Annotated in this window: 4 protein-coding genes and 2 pseudogenes; 3 read left to right on the top strand and 3 right to left on the bottom strand. The window is 72.2% G+C overall.

All coding sequences use genetic code 11. The features are described 5' to 3' along the window. Nucleotides 1-1,110 (bottom strand): S8 family serine peptidase (locus tag ACWCRB_RS47810; protein ID WP_451002069.1); only part of this gene is annotated, 1,110 nt, incomplete at its 3' end. 202 nt (nt 1,111-1,312) lie between these two features. Between ACWCRB_RS47810 and ACWCRB_RS47805 the strand changes: the two genes are divergently transcribed. Further along, a complete protein-coding gene (locus ACWCRB_RS47805) occupies nt 1,313-4,621 on the top strand; it encodes a right-handed parallel beta-helix repeat-containing protein (protein ID WP_451002068.1) in 3,309 nt (1,102 codons plus the stop codon). A gap of 117 nt (nt 4,622-4,738) precedes the next feature. Here the strand turns inward: ACWCRB_RS47805 and ACWCRB_RS47800 are convergent, their stop codons facing one another. Then, on the bottom strand, nt 4,739-5,485 hold the full coding sequence (locus ACWCRB_RS47800) for an IclR family transcriptional regulator (RefSeq protein WP_451002070.1): 747 nt from the start codon (nt 5,483-5,485) through the stop codon (nt 4,739-4,741). A gap of 201 nt (nt 5,486-5,686) precedes the next feature. On the opposite strand from ACWCRB_RS47800, the gene betA reads away from it, so the two are divergent. Both betA and ACWCRB_RS47790 read left to right on the top strand, forming a co-directional pair. Beyond that, nucleotides 5,687-7,360 (top strand): choline dehydrogenase, encoded by a 1,674-nt coding sequence (betA, locus tag ACWCRB_RS47795; protein WP_451002067.1) that lies wholly within the window; start codon nt 5,687-5,689, stop codon nt 7,358-7,360. 3 nt (nt 7,361-7,363) lie between these two features. Then, nucleotides 7,364-7,525, top strand: a pseudogene (locus ACWCRB_RS47790) (5,10-methylenetetrahydrofolate reductase); the annotation flags it as partial. A 1-nt stretch (nt 7,526) separates the two neighbouring features. On the opposite strand, the pseudogene ACWCRB_RS47785 reads toward ACWCRB_RS47790, so the two are convergent. Then, nucleotides 7,527-7,964: pseudogene (locus tag ACWCRB_RS47785) on the bottom strand (IS200/IS605 family accessory protein TnpB-related protein); the annotation flags it as partial.

The raw sequence follows: 7,964 nt of genomic DNA, 5'->3' as shown, positions 1-7,964 counted from the left end.
CCGCTGTTCCGATCTCAGCAGCGCTCGCCCGCGCGGCCCGGTCGGTGCGGTGGGCACCACCACGGCCGGGTCGGGGGCCGGCGCCGTGCCCCCGCCGGAAGTCAGGACCGCCGACAGCGAGGCGTACGGGTCCAGCCGGGCCGGCAGCGTCGGATACGCCACCGACGTCAGGCGGCGCGCGACCTCCGCCGCCCCCGCCCCGGGATACCGGGCCCGCACCAGCGCCGCCGCCCCGGCCACCTGCGCGGCCGCGAAGGAGGAGCCCGAGCCGATGAAGTGGCCCGTCCCGGCGGGACCGACCCCCACCACAGAGTCGCCCGGCGCCGCCAGCGCCGCCCCCGCCACCTGCGGCGCGTCCTCGGGGCGGCCCCCGTCCGGGCCGAAGTCCAGCACCGACACGACCCCGGGGGCGGCGGCCGGCCAGTACACCGGCGCGGCGGGGACCGTACGGCCCGTGCCGGGATTCACCGCCGGCGCGTCGGGGGCGACCGGCGCGACCACCAGGGCGTCCCGCTCCGCCGCGTGCGCGACGGCGGCCGTCAGTTCGTCCTCGCCGTACGCCAGCGCCAGACCGACGTAGATCACGTCGGCGCCCCGGTCGGCAGCCGTACGGATCGCCGCCGCCAGCCGGTCCGCCGTGGTGGCGCCCCGCCCGTCCGTGCCGCGCACCGCGAGGATCCGGGCCTCCGGGGCGAGCCCCGCCACCCCCGTGCCGTCCTGGGGTGCGGCCGCGATCAGGCCCGCCGCGAACGTCCCGTGCCCCACACAGTCCGTACCCGCTTCCCCGACCGCCGTGACCCGGCCCGCGAGCGCGGGAGCGCCCGAACCGACCCCGGTGTCCACGACCGCGACCGTCACCCCGACGCCCCGCGAGAACTGCCACGCCCGGGTCAGGCCCAGCGCCTGCCGGGTCCACGGGTCGTCGGTGGCCCGCTCCGTGGACGGCTCCGTGCACGCCCCGCCCGCCGGGAGTACGGAGGCGACGGCGGGCAGCACCGCGTCGGCGGCCGACGCCGGGGCCCCGGCCAGTGCCGTCAGCAGGGCGGCGGCGGCCATCAGCCTTGTCGCCGAAGGGCGTTGGGCACCAGGTCGAGCGCCAGTACGTCGCATGGCGCGCAGGATACGTGCCGAGTACGGGAGGCCCGGAGCGCCGCCGCACCCGTTGTCCGCACGGGCAGAGTCCACTGCTGAAAGGGGCAGTCCGGGCCAACGGGCAGTCCCGCCGGGGGATCCTTGCAGTCGGTGCCCCCCGCCCCCGCACCGCGCCCGCGCGCTCGTGCCCCCGGTCACGGCCACACCAGGAGGTCCTTGCGTGTCACGGCAGTTGCTCACGGTCTCGGCGGACCGGCCCGACGACTTCCGGACCATCGGCGAGGCTCTGGACAAGGCCCGCGCGGGCGCCGTGATCCGGGTCCGCCCCGGCCGCTACCGCGAGAACCTCACCGTCCGCACCCGGGTCACCATCAGCGCCGACGGCGACCCGGGCAGCGTGGAGATCTGCCCCCGCAAGGGCACCGCCGTCCTCCTCGTCGCCGACGCGGTGATGCTCACCGACCTGACCCTGCGCGGCGGCAGCGAGGACCTGCCGGTGGTCGACGCGCCCCGGGGCCAGGTCGCCATGGACGGCTGCACCGTCGTCGGCTCCGGCTGGACGGCCGTCATCGCCCGCCAGGAGGGCTCGGTGGTCATGCGTCACTGCCGGATCTCCAACCCGGAGGGCGCCGGCTTCGTCGACACCGCGCCCACCGGCAGCGTCCTCGACGACTGCCGGTTCGAGAACCTCGGGACCAGCGCCGTCGTGCTGGGCGAGGAAGCCCGTACGACCGTCCGCGACTGCCGGATCCGGGACGCCCAGGCCAACGGCGTCCTCGCCAACGGCGAAGCACAGGGCCTGGTCGAGGGCTGCGTCATCTCCGGCACCGGGAAACCGGCCGTCGCCCTCGAAGGCCGCTCCGCCACCCGGGTCGTCCGCACCACCGTCCAGGACACCTCGGCCGGCGTCTACATCACCAGTTCCAACCGCCCGGCCCTGGAGGACGTCACCGTCACCGACACCACCGGCCCCGGCATCGTCCTGGCCGACGGCGCCGACCCGGAGCTGCTGCGCTGCCGTACCAGCAGGACCAAGGACAGCGGCCTCGCCGTCACCGAACGCTCCCGGGGCACCTTCCAGGACTGCGCCTTCGACTCCGCCACCGCCTCCGCGATCCGGGTCAACGGGTCGAGCGCGCCCCTGCTCAGGGGCACCGCCGTACGGGACTGCGCCGACAGCGCCGGGGCGGTGCTGCTCACCGGCAGCTCCCAGGCGGAGTTCGAGGACCTGGCCGTGGACGACTGCGCCGGCACCGCCGTCGCCGTCCGCTCCGGCGCCGACCCGCTGCTGCTGCGGGTCAGGATCACCGGCGCGGGCGGCCACGGTGTGGAGGTCACCGAGGACGGCCGGGGCCGCCTGGAGCAGTGCACGGTCATCGGCACGGGCGCGGCGGGGCTGCGTACCGCCGACGGTGGCCGCCCCGAGGTCCGGGACCTGACCGTACGGGACGCCGGCGGGCCCGGAGTCTCCGTCGGTGACGGCGGCCTCGGCACCCTCACCGACTGTGAGATGTACGGGGGCGAGGTGTCCGGCATCGCCGTGGAACGCGGCGGCCGGCTCACCCTGACCCGGGTGCACGCCGACGGCGCCGGAGCGCACGGGGTGCTGGTCGGCGAAGGCGGCCGGGCCGAGCTGGACGGCTGCCGGCTCAGCCGCTGCACCGGCGACGGCATCCGGGTGGACAGCGCGGAGCCCGTCACGGTGGCCGGCTGCGTCGTCCAGGACAACCGGGGCGCGGGGCTGCGCCAGTCCCGGCCGGGCGAGCGGCTCACCGTGGAGCGGCTGAGCAGCAGCGGCAACACGCTCGACGACGAGTGGGGCGCCGTCATCACCGGCAGCGGGGCGGGCACCGGCGCCGGCGACGGCAAGTCGGCCGCCCCCGCAGGTCCGTTGGAGGAACTGGAGGCCCTGGTCGGGCTGGGTGACGTCAAGCGCCAGGTGCGCACCCTGGTCAACCTCAACGAACTCGCGCAGCGCCGCGCCAGCCTGGGCATGCCCACCCCGCCGATGAGCCGGCACCTGGTCTTCTCGGGCCCGCCCGGTACCGGCAAGACGACCGTCGCCCGGCTCTACGGCGGCATCCTCGCCGATCTTGGCGTGCTGCGCTCCGGGCACCTGGTCGAGGTGTCCCGGGCCGACCTGGTCGCACAGATCATCGGCGGCACCGCCATCAAGACCAGCGAGGCCTTCGAACGGGCCCTGGGCGGAGTGCTGTTCGTCGACGAGGCGTACACCCTGGTGTCGGACAGCCGCAGTTCGGGCGCGGACTTCGGCCGGGAGGCCGTCGACACGCTGCTGAAGCTGATGGAGGACCACCGGGACGACGTGGTGGTGATCGCCGCCGGCTACACGGAGGAGATGGGCCGCTTCCTCTCCTCCAACCCCGGCCTGGCCTCCCGCTTCACCCGCACCATCGACTTCGCCAACTACTCGGTGGACGAACTGGTCACCATCACCAGCTCCATGTGCGAGACCCACCGCTACGAACTCGACCCGCACACCCTGGACTCACTGGCCCGGCTCTACGAACGGATGCCGCGCGACGCGACGTTCGGCAACGGCCGGGCGGCCCGCAAGGTGTTCGAGGAGATGGTGGACCGGCAGGCGTTCCGGCTGGGCTCCATGGACTCCCCGGCAGAGCGCGACCTGTCGCTGCTGCTGCCCGAGGACGTCGGTACGGACAGTGACACCGGCGCGGAAGCGGCCCCCGACTCCGCGCAGTTGCTCGCCGAACTCGACGCCATGACCGGCCTGTCGGCCGTCAAGCGCGAGGTGACCGCCCTGGTGAACCTGCTCACCGCCGCCCGGCACCGGCGCGCCGCCGGCCTGCCCACCCTCAACGTCGGCCGCCACCTGGTCTTCTCGGGCCCGCCCGGCACCGGCAAGACGACCGTCGCCCGGGTCTACGCCAGCCTGCTGCGTTCCCTGGACGTGCTGCCCAAGGGCCAGTTGGTGGAGGTGGCGCGCGCCGACCTGGTCGGCCGGTACGTCGGGCACACCGCGCAGCTCACCAAGGAGGCCTTCGAACGGGCTCTGGGCGGTGTGCTGTTCATCGACGAGGCGTACACGCTCACCCCCGAGGGTGCCGGCTCGGACTTCGGACGGGAAGCCGTCGACACCTTGTTGAAGCTGATGGAGGACCACCGGGACGAGGTGGTGGTGATCGCCGCCGGGTACACCGAGGAGATGGGCCGCTTCCTGTCGTCCAACCCCGGCCTGTCCTCCCGGTTCAGCCGGACCGTCGAGTTCGAGGACTACACGACGGAAGAACTCGTCGCCATCATCGGCGGTATCGCCGCCGGTTCCGGCTACGACGTCGGCCCCGACACCCTGCGCGCCCTGCACACGTACGTCGACGCCATCCCCCGCGACCGCTCCTTCGGCAACGCGCGCACGGCCCGGCAACTGATGGAGGCCATGATGACCCGGCAGGCCGGCCGGCTGGGCGCCATGCCGGCTCCGGGCCTGGAGGACCTGCGCAGCCTGCTCCCCGAGGACCTGCCCGGGCAGGACCTGGCGACCGCCTGAGCCCGGCCTGGCGACCGTCCGGGATTCCGGAGCCCGCCGGGCAGGCGCCCGCCTTCCTAACCCCGATCGGTGCGGGCCGTACCCTCCCGGCCGGATGCCGGTCGCTGAGACACGTTCCTAGCCGAGGTACCCCATCCGGTGACTGATCTCCGCCGCCCCCTTCACCAGCAGCGGAGCCAACTCATGCAGCCGCTCCGTGGTGAACCGGTACGAGGGCCCCGAAGCACTCACCGCCGCCACAACCACCCCGTCCCGGTCCCGGACCGGCGCCGCCATCGCGTGCAGCCCGACCTCCAGCTCCTCCTGCGTCCACGCATATCCCCGCTCCCGCGCCTCCGCGAGATCCTTCTCCAGCTTCGACTTCGCGGTGATCGTGTGCGGGGTGACCTTCTTCAGGCCCGCCCCGTTCAGCAGCGTGGCGCGCTCCTTGGAGGGCAGGTGGGCCAGCAGGATCTTGCCGCTGGAGGTGGCGTGCAGCGGGGTCAGCTGGCCGACCCAGTTGTACGCGCTGACCGCTCCGGGGCCGCGTGCCTCGAACAGGTTGACGGCGTAGTGCTCCTGCAGCACGGCGATGTTGACGGTCTCGCCGATCTCCTCGGCGAGCTGCTCGCAGACCGGGCGGCCCTGCTGGGTGATGTCGATACTCCCCGTGACCGCACCCGCCAGCCGCACGATTCCGAAGCCGAGGCGGTACTTGCCGCGCTCGCCCGCCTGCTCCACCAGACCACGGGCCTCCAGCGCGCCTAGCAGCCGGAACGCGGTCGATTTGTGAACATCGATCTCGGCAGCGACCTCGCTGACGCCTGCCTCGCCGCGTTGGGCGAGGATCTCCAGAACGCTGATCGCGCGGTCGACCGACTGCACTCCGCCGGCCGGTGAATTGGACGTTTCGGTGTCTGTGCTGTGGTTGCTCACAACGAAACTATACGCGCAGTAAAAAACGCCCCTTCCGGTAACAGCTACGAAACCAAGACCTTGCATGTTGCGTGTCCCGCAACCTGGTGCGTATAGCGCTACTGGATTAGCATGCGTCGCGTATCTACGGCGCGAGCGAGACGAGAGATCATGGCTCCCCTGCAATACGACTTCGTCATCGTCGGCGGCGGATCGGCCGGCAGCGCACTGGCGAACAGGCTCTCGGCGGACCCGGCGAACCGGGTGCTGGTCCTGGAGGCCGGCCGGTCCGACTACCCGTGGGACGTCTTCATCCAGATGCCCGCGGCCCTGACCTATCCCATCGGCAGCCGCTTCTACGACTGGAAGTACGAGTCCGAGCCCGAAGCCCACATGGGCGGCCGGCGCATCTACCACGCCCGCGGCAAGGTCCTCGGCGGCTCCAGCAGCATCAACGGCATGATCTTCCAGCGCGGAAACCCCATGGACTACGAGCGCTGGGCGGCCGATCCCGGCATGGACAAGTGGGACTACGCGCACTGTCTGCCGTACTTCCGGCGCATGGAGAACTGTCTCGCCGCCGACCCCGAAGACGAGTTCCGCGGCCACGACGGCCCCCTCGTCCTCGAACGCGGCCCGGCCACCAACCCGCTCTTCGGCGCCTTCCTCAAGGCCACCGTGGAAGCGGGGTACCCGGCGACGGACGACGTCAACGGGTACCGGCAGGAGGGCTTCGCCAAGTTCGACCGGAACGTCCACCGGGGGCGGAGGCTGTCGGCGTCCAAGGCGTACCTGAAGCCCGTCCGCAAGCGGCCCAACCTGACGGTGAAGACTCGGGCGCTGGTCACGCGTGTGCTCTTCGAGGGCAAGAAGGCCGTCGGGGTCGAGTACCAGCGGGGCAAGGGCGCGCTTCAGCAGGTCCGCGCCAAGGAGGTCATCCTCTGCGGCGGCGCGATCAACTCCCCGCAGTTGCTCCAGCTGTCGGGAGTCGGCAACGCCGGGGAGCTGGCGGCGCTGGGCATCGACGTCGTCCACGATCTCCCCGGCGTCGGCGAGAACATGCAGGACCACCTGGAGGTGTACGTCCAGTACGCCTGCAAGCAGCCGGTGTCCATGCAGCCGTACATGGCGAAGTGGCGCGCCCCCTTCATCGGCCTCCAGTGGCTGTTCCGCAAGGGCCCCGCCGCCACGAACCACTTCGAGGCCGGGGGCTTCGCCCGCAGCAACGAGGACGTCGACTACCCCAACCTGATGTTCCACTTCCTGCCCATCGCGGTCCGCTACGACGGCTCCTCACCGGCGGGTGGCCACGGCTACCAGGTGCACGTGGGCCCGATGTACTCCGACGCGATCGGCTCGGTGAAGATCAAGAGCAAGGACCCGCGCGAGCATCCCGCGCTGCGCTTCAACTACCTCTCCACCGAGCAGGACCGGCGGGAGTGGGTCGAGGCGATCCGGGTGGCGCGCAGGCTGCTCAACCAGCCGGCGATGGCCCCGTACAACGACGGGGAGGTCTCGCCCGGGCCCCAGGTGGATACGGACGAGCAGATCCTCGACTGGGTCGCCAAGGAGGGCGAGACGGCTCTGCATCCGTCCTGCACCTGCAAGATGGGGCCCGCGGCGGACGAGATGGCGGTCGTCGACCCGGAGAGTCTGCGGGTGCACGGGGTGGAGGGGCTGCGGGTCGTGGACGCGTCGGTGATGCCGTACGTCACCAACGGGAACATCTACGCGCCGGTGATGATGATCGCCGAGAAGGCCGCCGACCTGATCCTGGGCAAGGAGCCGCTGCCGGCGTCCAAGGCCGCGTACTACCGTCTGCGTGACGAAGAGCAGGCCGGGTAGACATTGGCCGCGTCTGGGCTTCGGGGGCTCCGGGAGCTGCTGGAGCGGGTCCGGTACGAGGTGCTGCCCGCCAAGGCCACCGAGGACAAGGTTCTGGCCCATGTTCCGCGCGAGGTCGTCGTCACGGTGACGGCTTCGCCGGTCAAGGGGCTGGAACCGACCGTTCCTAGGAACTGAGCGGGAGTGAGTCCTGTCGCCAGGTCTCATGCTCAGCCGAACGCCCCGAACGGTGTTGGGCGTTCTGGTTGCCCGCGTTCACTCCGCAACCGGCGCCTACGGATCGTGTCCGTGGTCCGGGAATGCGGGGGCGGGTTCCCTCACGCCCAAGGACGCCCGTCCCGGCCTGGACGGTCCGATGCCCCTGCTCATCACTCCGGTGAGCAGGGGGCGGTGCCGTCCGTCGCCGGATCGGGTGTCCCTGGGCGCGCCTTCCGATCGCCACGGCGGCTGCGTCGTGGCGGGTGGTTGTGCGGGTTGTCGTGGTGAGGGGCTTCTGCCAGTGCTGGGCGCCCCACTTCGAGGTGTAGGCCGGGTCGACGGCGATGACCGCGATCCCCGTCTGGTCCGCCATCGAAGTCAGCCGGGCGCGGAGCTTGGCGGTGGG

Source organism: Streptomyces sp. NPDC002156 (genome assembly GCF_053593675.1).
Note: the sequence above shows the minus strand (reverse complement) of the source record. Positions and strands in the feature narration are given on the sequence as shown.

Coding starts and splice junctions, on each gene's coding strand:
- betA (WP_451002067.1), top strand. CDS start 5,687: ATGGCTCCCCTGCAATACGACTTCGTCATCGTCGGCGGCGGATCGGCC.